At 73.5% G+C, this 17,546-nt stretch carries 17 protein-coding genes, 1 pseudogene and 1 riboswitch; of the genes and pseudogenes, 16 read left to right on the top strand and 2 right to left on the bottom strand.

Annotation, left to right across the window (positions count from 1 at the left end; all coding sequences use genetic code 11):
* Window positions 1-182: 182 nt before the first annotated feature.
* Entirely contained in the window at window positions 183-1,262 is a 1,080-nt protein-coding gene (locus CXY01_RS08180; protein WP_146926914.1) for a YihY/virulence factor BrkB family protein, read from the bottom strand.
* A 188-nt stretch (window positions 1,263-1,450) separates the two neighbouring features.
* On the opposite strand from CXY01_RS08180, the gene CXY01_RS08175 reads away from it, so the two are divergent.
* The 5 genes from CXY01_RS08175 (at window position 1,451) to CXY01_RS08155 (ending at window position 4,576) form a co-directional block, all read left to right on the top strand.
* Window positions 1,451-1,951 (top strand): metallophosphoesterase family protein, encoded by a 501-nt coding sequence (locus CXY01_RS08175; RefSeq protein WP_146926913.1) that lies wholly within the window; start codon window positions 1,451-1,453, stop codon window positions 1,949-1,951.
* A 120-nt stretch (window positions 1,952-2,071) separates the two neighbouring features.
* On the top strand, window positions 2,072-3,088 hold the full coding sequence (locus CXY01_RS08170) for an iron-containing redox enzyme family protein (protein ID WP_146926911.1): 1,017 nt from the start codon (window positions 2,072-2,074) through the stop codon (window positions 3,086-3,088).
* On the top strand, window positions 3,085-3,294 hold the full coding sequence (locus CXY01_RS08165; RefSeq protein ID WP_146926909.1) for a CDGSH iron-sulfur domain-containing protein: 210 nt from the start codon (window positions 3,085-3,087) through the stop codon (window positions 3,292-3,294). Before CXY01_RS08170 ends, CXY01_RS08165 begins: the two co-directional genes overlap by 4 nt.
* Window positions 3,291-3,830 (top strand): DUF2238 domain-containing protein, encoded by a 540-nt coding sequence (locus CXY01_RS08160; RefSeq protein WP_146926908.1) that lies wholly within the window; start codon window positions 3,291-3,293, stop codon window positions 3,828-3,830. The genes CXY01_RS08165 and CXY01_RS08160 overlap by 4 nt, the downstream gene beginning before the upstream one ends.
* Window positions 3,827-4,576: a glycosyltransferase family 2 protein gene (locus CXY01_RS08155; protein ID WP_146926906.1), complete on the top strand. Its 750-nt coding sequence runs from the start codon at window positions 3,827-3,829 to the stop codon at window positions 4,574-4,576. Before CXY01_RS08160 ends, CXY01_RS08155 begins: the two co-directional genes overlap by 4 nt.
* Here the strand turns inward: CXY01_RS08155 and CXY01_RS08150 are convergent.
* Complete coding sequence (locus tag CXY01_RS08150) at window positions 4,512-5,036, bottom strand: GNAT family N-acetyltransferase (protein WP_246125153.1); 525 nt, start codon at window positions 5,034-5,036, stop codon at window positions 4,512-4,514. The genes CXY01_RS08155 and CXY01_RS08150 overlap by 65 nt on opposite strands.
* A gap of 106 nt (window positions 5,037-5,142) precedes the next feature.
* A riboswitch (SAM riboswitch) is annotated at window positions 5,143-5,262 on the top strand.
* Between the two features lie 261 nt (window positions 5,263-5,523).
* Here CXY01_RS08150 and CXY01_RS08145 point away from each other — a divergent pair.
* The 11 genes and pseudogenes from CXY01_RS08145 to CXY01_RS08095 all read left to right on the top strand — a co-directional run bounded on the left by CXY01_RS08145 (window position 5,524) and on the right by CXY01_RS08095 (window position 17,503).
* A complete protein-coding gene (locus tag CXY01_RS08145) occupies window positions 5,524-6,687 on the top strand; it encodes an LLM class flavin-dependent oxidoreductase (protein ID WP_146926902.1) in 1,164 nt (387 codons plus the stop codon).
* Window positions 6,688-6,695: 8 nt separating this feature from the next.
* Window positions 6,696-8,084, top strand: a complete 1,389-nt coding sequence (locus CXY01_RS08140; RefSeq protein WP_146926900.1) for an NtaA/DmoA family FMN-dependent monooxygenase — start codon at window positions 6,696-6,698, stop codon at window positions 8,082-8,084.
* A gap of 30 nt (window positions 8,085-8,114) precedes the next feature.
* Complete coding sequence (locus tag CXY01_RS08135) at window positions 8,115-9,752, top strand: ABC transporter substrate-binding protein (protein ID WP_146926899.1); 1,638 nt, start codon at window positions 8,115-8,117, stop codon at window positions 9,750-9,752.
* Complete coding sequence (locus CXY01_RS08130) at window positions 9,749-10,696, top strand: ABC transporter permease (RefSeq protein WP_146926897.1); 948 nt, start codon at window positions 9,749-9,751, stop codon at window positions 10,694-10,696. The genes CXY01_RS08135 and CXY01_RS08130 overlap by 4 nt, the downstream gene beginning before the upstream one ends.
* An 18-nt stretch (window positions 10,697-10,714) precedes the next feature.
* Entirely contained in the window at window positions 10,715-11,608 is an 894-nt protein-coding gene (locus CXY01_RS08125) for an ABC transporter permease (protein ID WP_146926895.1), read from the top strand.
* Window positions 11,605-13,269 (top strand): dipeptide ABC transporter ATP-binding protein, encoded by a 1,665-nt coding sequence (locus CXY01_RS08120; RefSeq protein WP_146926892.1) that lies wholly within the window; start codon window positions 11,605-11,607, stop codon window positions 13,267-13,269. The genes CXY01_RS08125 and CXY01_RS08120 overlap by 4 nt, the downstream gene beginning before the upstream one ends.
* Window positions 13,266-14,096, top strand: coding sequence for a DUF1684 domain-containing protein (locus tag CXY01_RS08115; RefSeq protein WP_146926890.1), 831 nt, complete (start codon window positions 13,266-13,268; stop codon window positions 14,094-14,096). The genes CXY01_RS08120 and CXY01_RS08115 overlap by 4 nt, the downstream gene beginning before the upstream one ends.
* Window positions 14,097-14,098: 2 nt before the next feature.
* Window positions 14,099-14,662 (top strand): GNAT family N-acetyltransferase, encoded by a 564-nt coding sequence (locus CXY01_RS08110; protein ID WP_186813327.1) that lies wholly within the window; start codon window positions 14,099-14,101, stop codon window positions 14,660-14,662.
* Window positions 14,659-15,708 (top strand): annotated as a pseudogene (locus tag CXY01_RS08105) (amino acid ABC transporter permease). The gene CXY01_RS08110 and the pseudogene CXY01_RS08105 overlap by 4 nt, the downstream one beginning before the upstream one ends.
* On the top strand, window positions 15,705-16,469 hold the full coding sequence (locus CXY01_RS08100; RefSeq protein ID WP_146926888.1) for an amino acid ABC transporter ATP-binding protein: 765 nt from the start codon (window positions 15,705-15,707) through the stop codon (window positions 16,467-16,469). Before CXY01_RS08105 ends, CXY01_RS08100 begins: the two are co-directional and overlap by 4 nt.
* 26 nt (window positions 16,470-16,495) lie before the next feature.
* Window positions 16,496-17,503, top strand: coding sequence for an ABC transporter substrate-binding protein (locus CXY01_RS08095; protein ID WP_146926886.1), 1,008 nt, complete (start codon window positions 16,496-16,498; stop codon window positions 17,501-17,503).
* Window positions 17,504-17,546 lie beyond the last annotated feature (43 nt).

Below are 17,546 nucleotides of genomic sequence, written 5' to 3'. Positions count from 1 at the left end.
GGACGGGCCGCGTTCAGACGTTCCGCGGACAGCAGGGGCGCGCGGAAGCCACGACGGCGTGACAGCACGTCGAGGCGGCGCGGCGGGTCTGCATGGGACGAGGATGGCCGTCAGCGGCGGTGGGCGACAGCACCGTCTCTTAATGTGGACAGTGCAGGTCGGGATACGAGACTAATCCCGCGTCAGTCGTCGTCCTTGGTCGTCGCCCCCCGCGACTGACGCAGCGCCCGGCCCTTCTCGACGTCCTCCTCCTGCTTCGCCTGCTTCTTCTCGCTGGCGCGCGTGTCCCGCGGCGGGAGCTGGATGGTCTTCTCCGCCTCGATGCCGCCCTGCAGCTGGCGCCCCCGCTCGATCTCGGCGTCCAGCTCCGCGCCGAACAGGAGGGCGAGGTTGGTGATCCAGAGCCAGAGGAGGAACACGATGACCCCGGCCAGCGACCCGTAGGTCTCGCTGTAGCTGCTGAAGTTCGCGACGTAGAAGCCGAAGCCCACCGACGCGAGCACCCAGACGACGAGCGCGACGACCGCTCCGAGGCTCATCCAGCGGAACTTCGGCTGCTGCACGTTCGGGGTCGCGTAGTACAGGATGGCGATCGCCATGACCACGAGGGCGATGATCACCGGCCACTTCGCGATGTTCCACACGGTCACCGTCACGTCGCTCAGGCCGATCGCCTCGCCGATGGACCGGGCGACCCCGCCCGAGAGCACCACGGCCGCGACGATCACCACGGCGATGAGCACCAGGATCACGGTGACGACCAGCAGGGCCGGGCGCAGCTTCCAGATGGGGCGGCCCTCGTCGATCTCGTACACGCGGTTCATGCCGCGGCTGAACGCGGCGACGTAGCCGGACGCGGACCACAGGGCCAGCACGACTCCGAAGACGAGCGCGAAGCCGGCCGACGGGGACTGGGTGAGCTGGTCGAGGATCGGCTTGAGCGTCTCGTCGACCGAGGAGACACCGACGTCGGACGCGATCTTCAGCACGTCGGCGACCATCTTCTCCGGGTTGCCGACGAGCCCCAGGACCGAGACCACGGCCAGCAGGGCGGGGGCGACCGCGAGCACGCCGTAGTAGGTCAGCGCGGCCGCCAGGTCCGTGCACTGGTCCTTGGTGAACTCGCGCAGCGTTTTGCGGAGCACGTACGACCAGGACCGCTTGGTGATGTCGTCGGGGGAGTCCGGCTTGCGCGGGTCCTCCGGCGCCGGGGCGGCGTCCTTCGCCGTGCTGCGGGTGCTGTGGGTGTCACGGGTGCTCATCGGCGGATCTCCGGCGGTCGTCGTCCACGCCTCGCGTCGAGCGCCGTCGCTGGGCGGCGGACGTGTCGGCGTCGACCAGCGCGGGCTGCCTCACCCTGGAACGCCGACCGTACGCCGCACTCGCGCACGGCGCCTCCGGACGGGACGCTCTACCGTCGGTACGGCGCAGAACCCCCGAGGAGGCCCCCGTGCGACTCGTCCTGCTGGCGGACACCCACGTCCCGCGGCGCGCCCGGGACCTGCCCGACGCGGTGTGGGACGCGGTCGACGCGGCGGACGTCGTCGTCCACGCGGGCGACTGGGTCTCGGAGGACCTCCTCGACGTGCTGGAGGGGCGGTCCCGTCGGCTCGTCGGGTGCTACGGCAACAACGACGGTCCCGGCGTGCGTGCGCGCCTCCCGCTGGTCGCCCGGGTGGAGCTGGACGGTCTGCGGCTGGGCGTCGTGCACGAGACGGGTCCCGCGACCGGCCGGGAGCGCCGGTGCGACGCCGAGCACCAGGACCTGGACGTGCTGGTGTTCGGGCACAGCCACATCCCGTGGGACACCGTCACGCCGCAGGGGATGCGGCTGCTGAACCCGGGTTCGCCGACGGACCGGCGCCGCCAGCCGTTCGCGACGTTCATGACGGCGACCGCCGCGCACGGCCGGCTCGACGACGTCGTCGTGCACCGCGTGACCCGGGGCTGACCCGGGGCTGAGCCGGCGCCGGAGCGGTTCCGGTTGCGGTTCGGGCGGCCCGTGCGACGGTGAGTCCGACGACTTGCTCCAGAACCGGGCGGGCGCACGGACGGAGGACGGATCTCGACCATGAAGCTGCCCGCCCCCCGGGGGCCACTCGGAGCGTCCCTGACCGACCTGCTGGTCCATCCGCCACGGGACACCGACGTGGTCGCGGACGAGGTGCTCACGCGCTGGCGCGCGGGCGCGGCGACGACCGACCCGCTGAAGGACGACGACCTCCAGCTGACGCTGTGGACGCTCTACGCCCTGCACTACCGGGGCTTCGAGGGCGTGGACGACGCGTGGGAGTGGCACCCCGGACTCCTGCGGCTGCGAGGCTCCCTGGAGGAGGCGTTCGAGGCGGGCCTGCGGGAGCAGGTGCCGGCGCCCGTCGAGACCGCCCCGGACCGGGAGACCGTCGCGTCCGCGCTGTTCGCCATGACGGCTCCCGGTCCCGGACCGTCCGTCGCCCGGTACGTCAGCAGGACGGCCGACGCCACCCAGGTGGAGGAGTTCCTGGTCCACCGGTCGCTCTACACGCTCATGGAGGCCGACCCGCACACGTGGGCGATCCCGCGCCTGTCGGGCGCCCCCAAGGCGGCCCTGGTCGAGGTGCAGTCCGACGAGTACGGCGGCGGCCGGCCGGAGCGCATGCACAGCGCCCTCTTCGCCCGCACGATGCGCGGAGCAGGCCTCGTCGACGAGTACGGGTACTACGTGGACCGGCTCCCGGCGGTCACGATGGCCGCGCTCAACGTGATGTCGCTGTTCGGGCTGCACCGCCGATGGCGCGGCGCGATCGCAGGTCACCTGGCGGCGTTCGAGATGACGTCCTCGTTGCCGAACCGGCTGTACGGCGACGGCTTCCGCCGGCTGGGGCACGACGCCGGGACCACCGACTACTTCGACGAGCACGTCGAGGCCGACGCCGTCCACGAGCAGATCGCCGGCCGGGACCTGGCCGGGCGGCTGGCGGAGCAGGAGCCCGAGCTGGTCGGTGACATCCTCTTCGGCGCGGCCGCCTGCCTGTACCTGGACGAGCTGGTGGGCCGGCACCTGCTGGACTCCTGGTCCGCCGGCACGACCTCGCTGCGTGCGCCATGACGGGCCACTCACCGCAGCAGGCCACGATCGAGGCGTGCCCGAACGGTCCGCTGCTCGTCCGCGGCGACGTCGAGCTGGTGGACGCCGACGGCACGCCCATCGAGAAGCACCGCCGTACGGTCGCCCTGTGCCGGTGCGGGTCGTCGGCCATCGCCCCGTTCTGCGACGGCAGCCACAAGGCGATCGGGTTCGTCACGCCCGCATGAGACAGCTGTCGGGAGTCGAGACGCGGCTGGTGCCGGGCGATGTCGTCCGCGTCCTCGCGCTCGTCAGCGTCATCGTCGGCACCTGGCGGTCCGGTCCCGTCGCGACGGCCCTGTTCCTGCTCGTGCTGGGCGGGACGATGGTGCCGCGCGCGATCGGCGCCCGGACGGCGCTCGACGTCACGTACTCCAGCACCATCCTGTTCGCCGCCTGGGCCGCGCAGCTCGACTGGTACGTGGCCGTGAGCTGGCTCGACCTCGTCGTGCACGCCGTCGCGACGGCCCTGATCGCGGTGCTCGGCGTGCGCGCGCTGCAGGTCTGGGGCGTGATCGGCGCCGGTCGGCCCGGCCGCGAGCTCGGCCTGCTCGTCGTGGGTCTCGGCGCGCTGTCCGCGGTGCTGTGGGAGCTGGGGGAGTGGGCCGGCAACGCGCTGTTCGACCGCCGCATCCAGGTGGGCTACCCGGACACGATGGGTGACCTCGCCGCGGGGCTGCTGGGCAGCGTGGTCGCCGCCGTCGTCGTGGCGCGGCGCCCATGAGCGGCGAGCCCTTGCCCTCGGTCTCGGTGGTCATCCCCGCCCGGGACGACGCGGTCGCGCTGGTCGAGTGCCTGGCCCGGCTCCAGCGGCAGACCGTGCCGCCGCTGGAGGTCGTGGTGGTGGACAACGCCTCGACGGACGACACCGCAGCCGTCGCCGCGGCCGCCGGTGCGCGGGTGGTCCGCGAGCCGCGGGTCGGCATCCCCGCGGCCGCGGCCACGGGCTACGACAGCGCGCGCGGTGACGTGATCGCGCGGCTCGACGCGGACTCGCGCCCCGACGAGCGGTGGGTGGAGCGCATCGCCGTCGCTATGCGCGCGGACCCGGGGCTCGACGCGGTGACGGGCTCGGGGCAGTTCTTCGACCTGCCCGTCGTCCTGCGCGCGCCCGTCTCCGGCGCCTACCTGGGCGCGTACTACGTCCTCGCGCACCTCGCCCTGGGCCACACCGCGCTCTGGGGCTCGTCGATGGCCATGCGCCGCGAGTCCTGGCTCGCGGTCTGCTCCGACGTGTGCCGCGACGACCCCGAGGTGCACGACGACCTCGACCTCGCGTTCGCGCTGGGTCCACGGCGACGGATCCGTTACGACCCGCGGCTCCGGGTGGGAGTCTCCGCCCGGTCGTTGCGGGGCCACGACCAGCGCGTGCGCCGGTTCGACCGCGCCTGGCGCACGCTGCGCCTCAACTGGCGGGTCGCGCCGCCGTGGGACCGGTGGAGGACGCGGCTCGGCCAGCAGACGCGGTGAGGGTCAGGCGGTAGAAGACGCTGTGCGGGTCGAGGACGTAGTCGGCGAACGGCGGGCACTCGACGAACCCGGCGCGCTCGTACAGGCGGCGCGCGGGGGCGAAGTAGTCCTGCGTCCCCGTCTCCAGCAGGACGGTCCGGATGCCCTGCTCCGCCGCGGCGGCGAGCACGTGCGCGAGCACCGCCGCGCCGACTCCCCGGCCGCGGGCCGCGGTGCCGGTCCGCATCGACTTCAGCTCGGCGTCGGCCGGGCCGAGCGCCTTGAGCGCGGCGCACCCGAGCAGCTCGCCGCCGGCGTCGCGGGCGGTCCAGAACGTGATGCCGGGCGCCGCGAGAGCCCTCGGGTCGAGGGCGTGCACGGATTCGGCGGGCGACGTCGCGTACATGTCCTCGAGGTGCTCGCCGAGCAGGGCGAGCACGTCGGGCAGGGTCGGGTCGTCGGCGCGGATGGTCGGGGGCACGGGCTCCATTGTTCATGACGGGACGGGACGACTTCGTCCACCATCTGGACTTTCCGTCAGGATCGTTGACTCGCGCTCGGTCTATGCCTACTTTCCCGACCTGTTAGGTCATGAATTCCAGCGACAAGCCCCGGCTCGCTGGGTGGCAACCCTCCTGCGTGTGGGGTGCCCCGGGTGACGACCTGGTCCCGCACGAGCAGCCGCTCGTGCCCGACAACGACGCAGCGCCCGCTCGGCGGGCACGAAGGGACGCACGATGAGCACGGACGGACAGCCCGCGGCGACCGCCGACGGACTCGCTCGCCTGTCCTCGTGCTGTCCCGGTGCGCTCAGCACCTGTTGTCGCTGACGACCCGCCCGGCCTGACCGGCACCTGACGAGCCCCGCCGACGCGGGCCGCGCTCGTCCTCGCACGTACCCCCGCACCGACCGTCGCGCCTCCGTGCCCCGGCCCGGTGCGCCCCCGCGACTCATGAACGGACACCCCATGGCACGCCCCACGTCTCCCCGGCCCCTGCACCTCGGCGTCGACCTCAGCGACGCCGGCGCCCACCCCGCCGCCTGGCGCACCCACGGCTCACAGGCCCAGCGCCTCTTCGACGCCGAGCGGCTCCAGCAGCTCGTCGACACCGCCCAGCGCGGGACGCTCGACCTCGTCGTGATCGACGACTCGTTCTCGCTGCAGCCCACCCGCACCACCACCCTGCGGGGGCGGCTCGATGCCGCCCTCGTCGCAGCACGCCTCGCACCGCGGTCGCGCGGCATCGGCCTGGTGCCCACCGTCGCGACGACGCACACGGAGCCGTTCCACGTCTCGAAGGCCATCGCGACCATCGACCACGTCAGCGGCGGTCGTGCGGGGTGGCAGCTCGGCTGGTCCGCGGACGACGACGACGCGCGGGACACCGCGCACTTCGGTCGCCGGCCCGCTGTCTCCGAGGCCGCGGCGGTCGCCGAGGCCGAGGAGGCGGTCCGGGCGGTCGCGGCGCTGTGGGACAGCTGGGAGGACGACGCGGAGATCCGCGACGAGGCCACGCACCGGTTCGTCGACCGCTCGAAGCTGCACTACGTCGAGCACGACGGCGTCCACTTCGCGGTCAAGGGCCCGTCGATCACCCCGCGCCCCCCGCAGGGCCGGCCGCCGGTCGTCGTGCGCGTCCGCTCGGACGAGTCCTTCGGCCTCGCCGCCCGGCACGCCGACGTGGTCCGGATCAGCGCCACCACGCGCGACGAGGCGCTCGACCTGCGGCTCCGGCTGCGTGCGGCAGCCGTGGCGGCCGGTCGCGAGCCCGGGGACCTGCGGGTCCTCGCCGACGCGTTCGCGGTCACGGGGCCGGACGAGGCGAGTGCCCGTGCCCGGCTGGACCTGCTCACCGAGCTCGACGGGGTCCGCTGGGACACCGACTCGCTCACGCACGTCGGCACCGCCCGGAAGCTGACCGACACGTTCCTGGACTGGTGGGAGATCGGCGCCGTGGACGGGTTCGTCGTGCGGCCCTCCTCGCTGCACACCGACCTCGACGCGTTGGTGGACGGGGTGGTCCCGATGCTGCGCACGGCCCGGGCGTTCCGCGAGCACTACGCCGGACCGACGCTGCGCGACCAGCTGGGCCTCGCCCGCCCGGCGAACCGCTTCGCGGCGATCGCCTGAGCCGCGCGATGAGCACCCCCGCCCCCCGCAAGCAGATCCACCTCGGTGCCCACTTCCCGGGCGTCAACAACACCACCGTCTGGAGCGACCCCCGCTCCGGCAGCCAGATCGACTTCGCGTCGTTCGAGCATCTCGCGCGACGGGCCGAGGCCGCCCGCTTCGACTTCTTCTTCCTCGCCGAGGGGCTCCGCCTGCGTGAGCACAAGGGGCAGCTCCACGACCTCGACGTCGTGGGCAGGCCGGACACGCTGCCCGTGCTCGCTGCGCTGGCCGCCGTCACGGACCGGCTCGGGCTCGCCGGGACGATCAACACGACGTTCAACGAGCCGTGGGAGCTGGCCCGGCAGTTCGCGACCCTCGACATCCTGTCCGGCGGGCGTGCCGCGTGGAACCTGGTCACCAGCTCGGACGCCTTCACCGGCGCGAACTTCCGGCGCGGCGGGTTCCTGCCGTACGAGCAGCGCTACGAGCGGGCCGCCGAGCTGGTGCAGGTCGTCCGGGCGCTGTGGGACTCGTGGGACGACGACGCGGTCGTCGCGCACGCCCGCACCGGGCAGTTCGTGCGGCCCGGGTCGATCCGGGAGGTGCGCCACGACGGCGCCCACTTCCAGGTGCGCGGCGAGTTCACCACACCCCGCGGGCCGCAGGGCCACCCGGTGCTGTTCCAGGCCGGTGACTCGGCCGACGGTCGCGACTTCGCGACCGCCACGGCGGACGTCGTCTTCTCCGCGCACTCGACGTTCGAGGCGGGCCAGGCGTTCTTCGCCGACGTCAAGGGCCGCCTCGCCGCCCACCGACGGACACCCGACCAGCTGCTGATCCTGCCTGCCACGACCGTGGTGCTCGGTGCGACCGCGCAGGAGGCCGCCGAGCGGTCGCACCACATCCGCCTCCAGCAGGTGCCCGGGCCGACGGCGATCGCCTTCCTCGAGCAGGTCTGGGGCCGCGACCTCACGGACCACGACCCCGAGGGGCCGCTGCCGCGGATCGACCCGGACGTCGAGAACCTCGACATCACCCGCGGCCGGGTGCGGCACGTCAAGGATCCGCGCACGATCGCGGCGGCGTGGCGTGAGCAGGCCGACGCGAACGGCTGGTCGATCCGGCAGCTCGTCATCGAGGTGACGTCCCGTGGCGGGTTCGTCGGCACGCCCACGCAGGTCGCCGACGCCATCGACCGGCACGTGCAGGAGGACGCCTCCGACGGCTTCATCCTCGTGCCGCACCTGACCCCCACCGGTCTCGACGACGTGTTCGACCAGGTGGTGCCACTGCTCCAGGAGCGCGGCTCGTTCCGCACCGAGTACACGGGGCCGACGTTGCGCCACCACCTCGGCCTGGCTCGACCGGCTCCCCGCGCCACCCGTTCGCACGCCGACCGCGCGCTCGTCGGCTGACCGCGCCCACCCTGAACGAAGGACCCTGTCATGCTCCGCTCGACCCGCGCCCGATCCGTGCTCCTGACCACCCTCGTCGTCCCCGCGCTCCTGCTCACCGCGTGCAGCTCCAGCGGTGCCCCGGCATCGGCGCCGACCTCCTCGTCGAGCGCGACGGCGACGCCCGGCGGCACGCTGCGCTTCGCGCTCGGCGCCTCACCCAGCGGGGTCGACCCGCAGCAGGTCGGCTCCAACGTCAGCATCTACATCGCGCGCCAGCTGGCGGACTCCCTGACCGACCAAGATCCCGAGACGGGCGAGATCGTGCCGTGGCTCGCGCAGAGCTGGGAGGTCAGCGACGACCTGACGCGCTTCACGTTCCACCTGCGCGACGACGTGACGTTCTCCGACGGCACGCCCCTGACCGCCACCACGGTCAAGGCGAACCTCGACGCCCTCGTCGGCCCGCTCGCCGCGTCCGCGCCGCTGGCCGGCTCCTACCTCGCGGGCTACCAGGAGACGACGGTCGACGACGAGCACACCGTGACCGTGGTGTTCACCACGCCGAATGCGCAGTTCCTGCAGGCGACCTCCACGGTGTCGTTGGCGATCCTGTCCGACGCGACCGCGGCGGTCGACCCGGCGGCACGGCTGCAGGGTGAGGTCGTCGGCTCCGGCCCCTTCGAGCTGGAGAGCTACACGCAGGACCAGGGCGCGACGATCGTGCGCCGCGGCGGGTACGCGTGGCCGTCCGAGGTCTCCGAGAACCCCGGCGAGGCGTACCTGGACCAGATCGACTTCTCGATCGTGCCGGAGTCGGGCGTGCGGTCCGGAGGCCTGGCGTCCGACCAGTTCGACGCCGTCGGTGACGTGCTGCCGCAGGACGTCCCGCAGGTCGAGGGGTCGGGGGGTGCGGTGCTGACCCGGACCAACCCCGGCGTCGCCTTCGTGCTCCAGCCGAACGTGAGCGCCGGGCCGCTGGCCGACCCGGAGGTGCGGGCCGCCGTGCAGGTGGCGATCAACCGCCAGGAGCTGGTGGACACCGTCCTCAGCGAGGCGTTCTTGCCCGCCACGAGCGTGCTCGCCAGCACGACGCCCGGGTACGTGGACCTGTCCGACGAGCTCGCGTTCGACCAGGACGGCGCCGCCGACGCGCTGGACGACGCGGGCTGGACCCCCGGCGCCGACGGGATCCGCGAGAAGGACGGCGAGAAGCTGTCGTTCGACGTCGTCTACGCGCCGCTGTTCACGGGCAGCCAGGCGGTGCTCGAGCTCACGCAGCAGCAGCTCAAGGCCGTCGGTGTCGACCTCCAGGTGCGGCAGCAGACGCCCGCCGAGCAGCAGGCGGCGCTGGCGGCCGGCGACTACGACACGTACTACTACAACGTCACGCGCGCCGACGGAGACATCCTGCGCACGCAGTTCTCCTCGAAGTTCCGCAACATCAACAAGCGACCCGCCGACACCGTCCTCGACCCGCTCCTGGACGCCCAGCTGGCCCAGGCGGACCCGGCGAGACGTGCCGAGGACCTGGGCACCGCGCAGCGCGCGATCCTCGAGGACGGCTACGCGATCCCGCTGTTCGAGCTCGCGCAGTCGATCGGCGTCGGCCCGGACGTGCACGGGCTCGCGTTCGACGCGTCCTCCCGGCTGCTGTTCCACGACACCTGGATCGGTGCGGACCGGTGACGGGCTACGTGCTGCGCAGGCTGGGCGCCGCGGCGCTGGTGCTCTGGGCGGCGTTCACGGTCTCGTTCGCGGTGCTGTACCTGCTGCCCAGCGACCCGGTGAGCATCATGCTCGACGCCGCGAACCCGGGCGGCACCGTCGACCCGGCGCAGGTGGCCGAGCTCAGCGCACGGTACGGGTTCGACCGACCGCCGCTCGAGCAGTACCTGGTGCTGCTCGGGCAGGCGCTGACCGGTGACCTGGGCGTGTCGGTGAGCTCCGGTGCGCCGGTGTCGCAGCTGCTCGCCGACGCGTTCCCGCAGACCCTGGCGCTGACCAGCGTCGCCCTGGGGGTCGCGCTGCTGCTCGGCGGCACGATCGCCACGCTCGCCTCCTGGTCGCGGTCCACCCGGCTGCGCGGTGCCCTGCTGGCACTGCCCCCGCTGGGCGTCTCGATGCCGACCTTCTGGATCGGGCTGCTGCTCCTGCAGCTGTTCTCCTTCCGGCTCCCGATCTTCCCGGCGGTCGGCAACCAGGGCGTCGCCAGCCTGGTGCTGCCCGCGGTCACGCTCGCCATCCCGCTGTCCGCGGTCGTCGCGCAGGTGCTCGCCCGGTCCATGCGGACCGCCTGGGACGCGCCGTACGTGGAGACCGCGCTGGCCAAGGGGGCGAGCCGCGGGCGGGTGCAGTGGCGGCACGTCACGCGCAACGCCGCGCTGCCGGCGCTGACCCTGCTGGGCATCGCGGTCGGCAACCTGCTGGCCGGTGCCGTGGTGGTGGAGACCGTGTTCTCCCGGGCCGGGTTCGGCGGCCTGGTGGAGAAGGCGGTCCGCGCGCAGGACATCCCCGTCGTGCAGGGCGTCGTGGTGGTCGGCGCGCTGGTGTTCGTCGTCGTCAACCTCGTCGTCGACCTCGCCTACCCGGCGCTCGACCCGAGGATCGCCCGCACCCCGGCGACGGCCTGAGACACGGAGGGAACCGTCATGACACTCGTCTCGCAGGCACCGGCCGCGGTCACGGCACCCAGCGTCGCCCCCGTCCCGACCCCTCCCGTCCGCCCGGCGCGTCGGGCGCGGCACCCGTTCCTGCGGCCGGGCGCGCTGGCCTCGTTCGCGGTCGTGCTCGTCGTGCTCGGCTGGGCGCTCGCCCCCGGGCTGTTCACCGCCGCGGACCCGCTCGTGGGCGTGCCGGCCGACAAGCTGAGCCCGCCGAGCGCGGCGCACTGGTTCGGCACCGACAACCTGGGCCGCGACCTGTACGCACGCACGGTGCACGGCACGGGCCTCTCGCTGCAGGCGGCGCTGCTCGCGCTCGGCCTCGGCCTGGTCGTGGGCGCCGTGGCGGGGCTGGTCGCGGGATACCTCGGCGGCGTGGTCGACGCCGTCCTCATGCGGACCACCGACGTGCTGCTCGCCATCCCCGGCCTGCTGCTCTCCCTGGCGGTCGTCACCGCCCTCGGGTTCGGCACCCTCAAGGTCGCGATCGCGGTCGGTGTCGCCGAGGTGGCGACCTTCGCCCGCGTCATGCGCGCCGAGGTGCTGCGGGTGCGCACCACCACGTACGTGGAGGCTGCCGTGCTGGCCGGGGCGCGGCGCCCCGCCGTGCTCGCGCGGCACGTCCTGCCCAACGCGGCCGCCCCGATCCTCGTGCTCGCCACCGTGCAGCTCGGCGTGGTCATGCTCGCCGTGTCCTCGCTCAGCTTCCTGGGCTTCGGGGCCGTGCCGCCCACGCCCGAGTGGGGCTCGCTCGTCGCCGAGGGGCGCAACTACCTGTCCGTCGCCTGGTGGTTCACCACCTTGCCGGGCCTCGTGATCGCTGCGCTCGTCCTGGCCGCCAACCGGCTCGGTCACCTCCTCGAAGGCAGGGAGCACCGATGAGCGCCCCGGCAGCCCCCGTCCTGCAGGTGCGTGACCTGGTGGTCGGGTACGAGGCAGGTCGCAGCAGCCGCGAGCAGGTCCAGGCGGTGCGCGGCGTCAGCTTCGACGTGCACGCCGGTGAGGTCGTCGCGCTGGTCGGCGAGTCCGGGTCGGGCAAGTCCACGACCGCGCACGCCGTCGTGGGGCTGCTGCCCGCCGGTGGCCGGGTGGTCGGCGGGAGCGTCCGCCTGCACGGCGGCGAGCTGGTCGGTCTCGGGGCGAAGGCGTGGCAGCAGGTGCGCGGAGCGCGGATCGGCCTGGTCCCGCAGGACCCGGGCATCGCGCTCAACCCCGTGGTGCGGATCGGCGACCAGGTGGCCGAGGTGCTGCGCATCCACGGCCGGGTGCGGCGGGCGGTCGCAGCACGGCAGGCGGTCGAGATCCTGCGGGCCGTCGGGCTGAGCGACCCCGAGTCGCGCGCTCGCCAGTACCCGCACGAGCTCTCCGGCGGCATGCGGCAGCGCGTCCTGATCGGGATCGCGCTCGCGCTCGAACCGGCCCTGGTGATCGCCGACGAACCCACCAGCGCCCTCGACGTCACGGTGCAACGACGGGTTCTCGACCTCCTCGACGACCTCACGACGCGGACCGGCTCGGCCGTCCTGTTCATCACGCACGACCTGGCGGTCGCGGCCGACCGCGCCGACCGGGTGGTCGTCATGAAGGACGGCGAGATCGTGGAGCAGGGGCTGACCGCGCAGGTGCTCGGTGCGCCGAGCCACCCGTACACGCGGTCCCTGCTGGCGGCCGCGCCGCAGCTCGCGGTCCGCGAGCGGGTCGGCCCGGCCGCGCCGCCGGCGGGGGAGACGCCGTTGCTCGACGTCCTGTCCGTCAGCAAGACGTTCCGGCTGCCGGGTCACGCCGGCCGCACCGTGCAGGCCGTCGACGACGTGAGCCTGTCGGTCCCGCGCGGCGGCGCGTTCGGTCTGGTCGGCGAGTCCGGCTCGGGCAAGTCGACCGTCGCCCGGCTGGTGCTCCAGCTGACCGCCCCGGACTCCGGGACCGTGCTCCTCGACGGCGTCCCCGTCTCCGACGCCGCCGGCCGGGCCGTGCTGCGCCGCCGGTCCCAGCTGGTGCACCAGAACCCGTTCGCGTCGCTGGACCCGAGTTTCACGGTCGCAAGGATCATCGACGAGCCGCTGCGGTCCCACCGCGCGGGCTCGCGTGCGCAACGGCGCGACCGGGTGGTGGAGCTGCTCGAGCAGGTGGCCCTCGGTGCGGCCTACGCGTCGCGCCGGCCCGGAGAGCTGTCGGGCGGGCAGCGGCAGCGGGTGGCGATCGCCCGTGCACTTGCGCTCGAGCCCGACCTGCTGGTGCTGGACGAGCCGACCAGCGCGCTCGACGTCTCGGTCCAGGCGCAGATCCTCGCGCTGCTCGACCGGCTGCGGCGCGACCGGGCCCTGACCTACCTGTTCATCTCCCACGACCTCGCGGTCGTGCGGCAGGTGGCCGACCGGGTCGGGGTCCTGCACGACGGCCGGCTGGTCGAGGTGGGACCGACGGACGACGTCTTCGACCACCCGCAGGACCCGTACACCGCCGAGCTCGTCGGCGCGGTCCCCGGCCGGCAGGCCGACCCCGTCAGGACCAGCACCCCAACGCTCGAGAGGAGCACCCGATGACCACGCTCACCATCGACCCGACCGCCGACCTGCTGGCCTGGCGCAGCGACCGCGAGTCCGCCCTGCGCCAGCCGCACGGCTGGCTCAGCCTGGTCGGCCTGCACGCGCTGACTGCCGCGCCACGAGCCGTACCGGGGGTGCCCGGCCTCTGGTCGTCCGACGGCGTCGACGCACACGTGCAGACCGACGCTGCTGACGGCGTCACGGACCCGCAGTCCCGCGAGCCGCTCGTCGGCACGTGGCACCGGACGGCCGGCGAGGGCTCGTCGACGCTCGTGGCGGCGTTCGTGCCGGCGGGCCGCAGCGACGAGGACCGCGTGGTGGTCGAGCTGGCCCGGCGGACCGGCCGGCTGTACGTGCGGGTGCGTGACCCGCGCGGCACCGCGCGCACAGGGTTCACCGGCGTCCCGAGCTACCCGTACGACCCGTCCTGGGTTCTCGACGCGCCGGTGCGCTGGTACGACGAGCCCGTCGAGGTGACCGTCGGTGCGGCGCAGCGCGGGCTCGTGCACCACGTGCGGCTGGTGGGGGAGATCGACGTCGAGCGCGACGGCGTGCGGCACACCCTGCGGCTGAGCGGTGGCCAGGTTCCGGACTCGGTCGGTGTCCTGTTCAGCGACGAGGCCGACGACCTGGCGCCGTGGCGGATCCTGTCCGTCGAGGTCATCGACCGCGCCGCGGCCACCCTACGGATCGACCTCAACCGGACGGTGAACCTGCCGTACGCCTTCAGCGACTTCGGCACGTGCCCGGCTCCCGTCGAGGGCAACCACCTGCCGTTCGCCGTGGCCGCCGGCGAGCGGGACCCGCGCGGGCGCGCCTCGTGACCGTGCCGACCTCGACCCTGACGGTCCGCTGGACCGACCTGGCCGACCCGCTCGTGCGCCCGCTGCTCGACGAGCTGGCGTTCGAGTACGCCACCCGGTACGAGGGCATCCTCGCGGTCGACCAGATCCGTGCCGAGCTGGAGACCTACCCGGCCGCCGAGTTCGCGGAGCCGGACGGCGCACTCGTCCTGCTGCTCGAGGACGGTGCCCCGGTGGCGGGCGGGGCGTTCCGCCGTCGCGTCGAGCCGGAGCTCGGTGACGCCGCCCGTCGCCCGCGCGTCGAGGGGCGGGACGAGGCGGGGCTGCCGACCGTCCCGACCGCGGAGCTCAAGCGCATCTGGACCCATCACGCGCACCGCCGCCGTGGCCTGGCCGCGCGCGTCGTCGCCGAGCTGGAGCAGCGCGCCGCGGACCAGGGCTACCCGCGCCTGTACCTGACCACCGGGCCGCGGCAGCCGGAGGCCGTCGGCCTCTACCTGCGCGCCGGGTACACGCCCTTGTTCGACCCGGCCGCCGAGGCCACGGGTCCGCTCCCGTTCGAGAAGTGGCTGGGAGGGACCTCATGAGCATCGTCCAGGACGAGTCCCGCGTGGCGGCGCTGCCGCAGGCGCAGACCGACGCGTCGACGCTGGCCGGGCTGCGCGTGGTGCCCACCCGGCACCCGGGCCGGTGGCTCGCCACCGCGGTGGTCGCGGTGCTCCTCGCGATGGTCGTCAGCTCGCTGGTGACCAACGACCGGTGGCAGTGGTCCGTGGTGGCGCAGTACCTGACCTGGCCGTCGGTGCTGACAGGGCTGTGGGGCACCCTGCGCCTGACGTTCGCCGCCGCCGTCATCGGCTTCGGGCTGGGCACGGTCCTCGCCCTCATGCGCCTGTCGCGCTCGCCGCTGCTGCGCAGCGTCGCGTGGGGCTACACCTGGGTGTTCCGGTCCGTGCCGCTGATCCTGCAGCTGTTGCTCTGGTACAACCTCGCCTACCTCTAGCCGCAGCTCTCCGTCGGCATCCCGTTCGGCCCGGCATTCACCGAGGTGGACACCCTGTCGATCGTCGGCAAGTTCGGGGCCGCGGTGCTGGGCCTCGGGCTCTCGCAGGCCGCGTACTCGGCGGAGATCGTCCGTGCCGGCATCCTCGGGGTCGACCAGGGCCAGCACGAGGCCGCGGCCGCCCTGGGCATCCCGCGCTCGCGCCAGCAGCTGAGGATCGTGCTCCCGCAGGCGATGCGAACGATCGTGCCGACGTCGATCAACGAGATCATCGGGCTGGTCAAGGGCACGTCGGTGGTCTACGTGCTGGCCTACGGCGAGCTGTTCTACACGGTCGGCGTCATCTACGGACGCAACCTCAAGGTCGTCCCGCTGCTCATGGTCGCGGCGATCTGGTACCTGGTCATCACGACGGCGCTGACCGTGGGGCAGTACTACCTGGAGCGGCACTACGCGAAGGGTGCGTTGCGGACGCTGCCGCCGACGCCGGTGCAGCGGCTGCGGTGGTCCGTGCTCGCCGGCGTGAGCACGGTGACCGGTCGCCCGCTGCCCGCGTCGGTCCCGCCCGGCTACGCGACGCGCTCGACGCTCGGCGCCGGCCACCTGCTCCGGACGGGGGGCGACCGATGAGCGCGGGCCTGGTCGAGGTGCACGGCGTGCACAAGAGCTACGGCACGCTCGAGGTGCTGGCGGGCATCGACCTCGTCGTGCAGCCGGGCGAGGTGACGGTCGTCATCGGACCGTCCGGGTCCGGCAAGTCGACGCTGCTGCGCGTCATCAACCACCTGGAGCGCGTCGACCGCGGATTCGTGGCCGTCGGCGGCGAGGTCGTCGGCTACGAGCGGCGCGGCGACACCCTGCGCGAGCTGCGCGAGAAGGACGTGCTGCGGCAGCGCACCCAGATCGGCTTCGTGTTCCAGAGCTTCAACCTGTTCCCGCACCTCACCGTGCTGGAGAACGTCGTCGAGGCCCCGGTCCACGCGCAGGGCCGCCCGCGACGCGAGGTCGAGGCCGAGGCGCGCGTCCTGCTCGAGCGCGTCGGGCTGTCCGACAAGGCCGACGCCCGGCCCCGCCAGCTCTCCGGCGGCCAGCAGCAGCGCGTGGCGATCGCCCGGGCCCTGGCCACCCGCCCCGAGGTCCTGCTGTTCGACGAGCCGACGTCCGCGCTCGACCCCGAGCTGGTCGGCGAGGTTCTCGACGTCATCAGGGACCTCGCGCACAGCGGCACCACGCTCGTCGTCGTCACGCACGAGATGGGCTTCGCCCGCGAGCTGGCCGACACCGTCGTGTTCATGGACGGCGGCCGGATCGTCGAGCAGGGCACGCCCGCCCAGGTGCTCGACCACCCGCAGCACGCCCGCACCCGCGCGTTCCTCGACAAGGTCCTCTGACCGCCCCACCCCGAAGAGAGAAGCTGATGTCCACCACCACCCTCCGCCCGTCCCGCACCCGGCTGCTCGCCGCGCTCGTCCTGACGCCCCTGCTCGCGGGCCTCGCGGCGTGCTCCACGAGCGCCGAGGCCGAGCCCGGCGGCGGCGGTGACCTCCAGGAGGCCGCGAAGGCCGCCGGCCTCACGGTGAACACCACCGCGGACCAGGACCGCATCCGCACGACCGAGTCCGCCGAGGCCATCGCGCTCCTGCCTCCGGCGGTGAAGGACAAGGGCACCCTGACGGTCGCCGTGAGCGCCTACGTGGCGCCGCTGGCGTTCCTGGCCGACGACGAGAAGACGCCGATCGGCAACGAGACCGACATCGCCCAGCTGGTGGCCGACGCGCTCGGCCTGGAGCTCGTGCACGAGGTCAAGGCGTGGGCCGACTGGCCGCTCGCCGTGCAGTCCGGCTCCGTGGACGCGGTCATCTCGAACGTCACGGTCACCGAGGAGCGCAAGGAGCTCTACGACTTCTCCTCCTACCGCACCGACCAGCTGGGCTGGCTCGTCCGCGCGGACAACGAGGACCTCACCGAGATCTCGGAGCCGAAGGACATCGCCGGCCTCACGGTCGCCGTGGGCTCCGGCACCAACCAGGAGAAGATCCTGCTCGCCTGGGACGCGGAGAACCAGGAGGCGGGACTCGAGGCGGCGAAGGTCGAGTACTTCGAGAACGACGGCGACACGATCCTCGCGCTCCAGTCCGGCCGCATCGACGTCTCGTTCGGGCCGAACGCGACCGCCGCGTACAAGGCCGCGGTGTCCCCGGACGACTTCACGGTCGTCGGCACGCTGAACGGCGGCTGGCCCGCGACCGCGCAGATCGCCGTCGGGACGCTCAAGGGCAACGGGCTGGCTCCGGCGGTCACCGCCGCCCTCAACCACGCGTTCGAGGACGGCAGCTACACGCAGGTTCTCGAGCGCTGGGGGCTGCAGGACGAGGCCATCGAGCAGTCCGAGACGAACCCGCCCGGGCTGCCGAAGACGGACTGACCCCACAGACGGGGCGGCTGGGGGAGTCGCCTCACACGGCCGG

This window comes from Cellulomonas xylanilytica (assembly GCF_007989805.1).
Taxonomy (GTDB): domain Bacteria; phylum Actinomycetota; class Actinomycetes; order Actinomycetales; family Cellulomonadaceae; genus Cellulomonas; species Cellulomonas xylanilytica.
Note: the sequence above shows the minus strand (reverse complement) of the source record. Positions and strands in the feature narration are given on the sequence as shown.

What these genes read in the sequence shown, in the direction of transcription:
- CXY01_RS08155 (WP_146926906.1), top strand. Translation starts at nt 3,827, where the DNA reads ATGAGCGGCGAGCCCTTGCCCTCGGTCTCGGTGGTCATCCCCGCCCGG.
- CXY01_RS08120 (WP_146926892.1), top strand. Translation starts at nt 11,605, where the DNA reads ATGAGCGCCCCGGCAGCCCCCGTCCTGCAGGTGCGTGACCTGGTGGTC.
- CXY01_RS08140 (WP_146926900.1), top strand. Translation starts at nt 6,696, where the DNA reads ATGAGCACCCCCGCCCCCCGCAAGCAGATCCACCTCGGTGCCCACTTC.
- CXY01_RS08160 (WP_146926908.1), top strand. Translation starts at nt 3,291, where the DNA reads ATGAGACAGCTGTCGGGAGTCGAGACGCGGCTGGTGCCGGGCGATGTC.
- CXY01_RS08170 (WP_146926911.1), top strand. Translation starts at nt 2,072, where the DNA reads ATGAAGCTGCCCGCCCCCCGGGGGCCACTCGGAGCGTCCCTGACCGAC.
- CXY01_RS08135 (WP_146926899.1), top strand. Translation starts at nt 8,115, where the DNA reads ATGCTCCGCTCGACCCGCGCCCGATCCGTGCTCCTGACCACCCTCGTC.
- CXY01_RS08165 (WP_146926909.1), top strand. Translation starts at nt 3,085, where the DNA reads ATGACGGGCCACTCACCGCAGCAGGCCACGATCGAGGCGTGCCCGAAC.
- CXY01_RS08100 (WP_146926888.1), top strand. Translation starts at nt 15,705, where the DNA reads ATGAGCGCGGGCCTGGTCGAGGTGCACGGCGTGCACAAGAGCTACGGC.
- CXY01_RS08125 (WP_146926895.1), top strand. Translation starts at nt 10,715, where the DNA reads ATGACACTCGTCTCGCAGGCACCGGCCGCGGTCACGGCACCCAGCGTC.
- CXY01_RS08145 (WP_146926902.1), top strand. Translation starts at nt 5,524, where the DNA reads ATGGCACGCCCCACGTCTCCCCGGCCCCTGCACCTCGGCGTCGACCTC.
- CXY01_RS08095 (WP_146926886.1), top strand. Translation starts at nt 16,496, where the DNA reads ATGTCCACCACCACCCTCCGCCCGTCCCGCACCCGGCTGCTCGCCGCG.
- CXY01_RS08115 (WP_146926890.1), top strand. Translation starts at nt 13,266, where the DNA reads ATGACCACGCTCACCATCGACCCGACCGCCGACCTGCTGGCCTGGCGC.
- CXY01_RS08180 (WP_146926914.1), bottom strand. Translation starts at nt 1,262, where the DNA reads ATGAGCACCCGTGACACCCACAGCACCCGCAGCACGGCGAAGGACGCC.